This window comes from bacterium CG_4_10_14_0_2_um_filter_33_32, from assembly GCA_002792735.1.
In the GTDB taxonomy this organism is placed as follows: Bacteria; Patescibacteriota; CPR2_A; order CG2-30-33-46; family CG2-30-33-46; genus CG2-30-33-46.
This window is the reverse complement of record PFOW01000046.1, coordinates 1-2,557: the sequence shown is the minus strand read 5'-3', so window position 1 is coordinate 2,557 and position 2,557 is coordinate 1. Positions and strand designations below refer to the sequence as shown.

The 2,557-nt window shown below is 30.0% G+C and carries 1 protein-coding gene; it reads left to right on the top strand.

All coding sequences use genetic code 11. The features are described from left to right. Window positions 1–199 precede the first annotated feature (199 nt). Window positions 200–2,428, top strand: coding sequence for a hypothetical protein (locus COX95_02745; GenBank protein ID PIZ85853.1), 2,229 nt, complete (start codon window positions 200–202; stop codon window positions 2,426–2,428). Window positions 2,429–2,557 lie beyond the last annotated feature (129 nt).

Below are 2,557 nucleotides of genomic sequence, written 5' to 3'. Positions count from 1 at the left end.
CAAATTAGTCTTATACCACAAGGCTTTGATATGCATATTGGAAACTCCTTAGTTATTTGCAGGAGTCTCAAATGTTTCGTAACTTATTCAGCAGACAAAGCCCTAAAATATATCGTTCGTAAATTAAATATAAAGAAACAAGATCACGATATTTTGATTTTAGGCCGAATGAATGTTACTATAATCCTAAGAAAATACTATGTATATGGAAACAAAAAGATTGACTACCAGGATTGGAAAACTACTGTCAGGTACAAGAAAGCCCGACGAGGGTTTTGCTACCATTTTTGTTTACGAACCAAAGGATTATTTAGAAAAACAACACGGGAAAATATATTTTGTAATAGAAATTACCTCTGGATCAAAAAGCACTTCCAGTGTAGGTGAAGTCATAATTAACTCAATAAAAGATGAATATTACTCTGATCTTAACCGAAGCGTAATATTAAGCTTTGAATCAGCACTACGAAAAGTAAATGAGGAACTATCTGACTTTGCATCAGCTGGAGAAACTGACTGGATTGGTAAGCTCAATGTGGCCTGCGTTATTTTAGCTGAAGACAAATTACATCTTAGCAAAGTTGGAACCACAGAAGCATACATAGTACGCGGTGAGAAAATAACTCATATCAGCGAAGGATTATCTGTAGAAGAAGAAAAAGAAAAAGGTAATCACCCCTTAAAAACCTTTTCAACTATAACCAGCGGGTCAGTTCAAGAAGAAGATAAAATAATTGTAAGCTCTTCAGAGCTTTTCTATCACATTTCCCTAGCTGGAATTAAAAAAATAGTATCCGAAAATACACCCTCTGATTCGATTTCAAAACTTAAAGATCTTTTGAAAAATGAAGAAGGCATAGGCTCAATAGGTTTTCTTATTATTGAAAATTTAACCGAAGACGCTTTATCAAATACTAATGAACACACAACGGACGAAATATGGATTGAAGAATCAAAACCCTCAAAATCATTCTTAGCTATACTATCCGCTATCCTTATAAGTATAGCGACTTTTTTCAAATCATCCTTCCAAATAATAAAATCTAAAGTAATACCCGCAACAATAAGTTTTGGTAAAAAAATAAAAACAAAAATAGTTAAAACGAAAGAAGAACCTCTTGAAAATTTTGATGATGAAAAAGATATGAAGGAACAAAAAGAATATCTTACTCAAACTGATAAAGAACCAATAGAAACTGATAAAAAAGAAAAACAGCCAAAAAATAATGAAACTTTTATTAATTTTGTAATAAATTATTTTAAAAATTTCTCATTTGAGAAATTTTTCAAGGATGTGCAAAGGGTTTTTGGAAATATAAAAAATGCCATAAAAGAAAAGTCAAAATCTATTTATTTCAAACTTTTTGCAGTCTTTGCTATCCTTTTTGTGATAAGCATATTTTTTCTGGTTCGAAATAATAATATCGAAAAAAATAATAATACCGCGAAATTAAAACTCGATAGCGCTATTGAAAAAGAAAATAAAGCTGAATTTGCGATTATAACAGGGGCCAGAAAAGAAGCCAGAAACCTTCTTGATGAATCAAAGATAATGACTGAAGATTTAACAAAAACAAAGTACAGCAAAGAAGCACATGATTTACTTGCTAAAATAAATCTTGCCTATCAAAGAGTAGACGGAATCACTAAAACGAACACAGTATTGATTCAAGAAATAGAACAAAATATAAATCCCAACGCTTTTACTATTCTAAATAACAATATTTATTATATTGACTCTAAGAATAATCAGCTTATATCTTTTGATATTGATGCGAAGAAACAAAAAAAATATGACTTCCCTACTCCACAGAAACCTTTTTCCAAAATAATTGCGATACCCAAAAATAATACTATTCTCATGTATAGTGATGAACCAGAAATATTTGAGTTTAATGAAAAAAATGGCAAAATCTCAGAAGCAACATCAAAAAATGGATTTAACAAAGCTTTTGATTTGGCCAATTATCAATTAAATTTATATATTCTTTCAAAAGAAGATAACCAAATATATCGTTACACAAAATCCGCTTCTGGTTTCTCCAGTGCCTCAAATTTTATAACCGATAAATCAATCAATATCAAAGATGCTGTATCTCTAACAATACCTTCAAATACTGGTTTTGTTTACGTTCTACAAAAAAACGGAACAATAATAAAACTTACTAAAAGCAAAAAACAAGATTTCACCATTAAAGATATGCCTTTTAGTTTTAAAAACCCCGTCAAAATTCAAAGTAATAATGATGGTACTAAACTTTATGTATTAGATAAAGAATTAGGCATTATAAATATTGATGCCAACGGAAAATACACCGAAACATTTAAATTTAAAGATATTAAAAATATAAAAGATTTCTATATTGATAATAAAACCGGCACAATCTACGTCCTATCCGGTAATAAAATACTTAGTCTAGAAAAATAAAAAATATAATAACTCTTATCCCCCAACTAATCTTTTAAACTGTCCGCCCACAAAATCCCTAACCTTGCCTACCCATGAGAAGGTGTCTTCCAGGGTTTTAAGGATTAGATTAAGAATAGATTCTTCTTT

Bases quoted from the DNA above. Each gene is read 5' to 3' on its own strand.
- COX95_02745 (PIZ85853.1), top strand. From the start codon at position 200: ATGTATATGGAAACAAAAAGATTGACTACCAGGATTGGAAAACTACTG.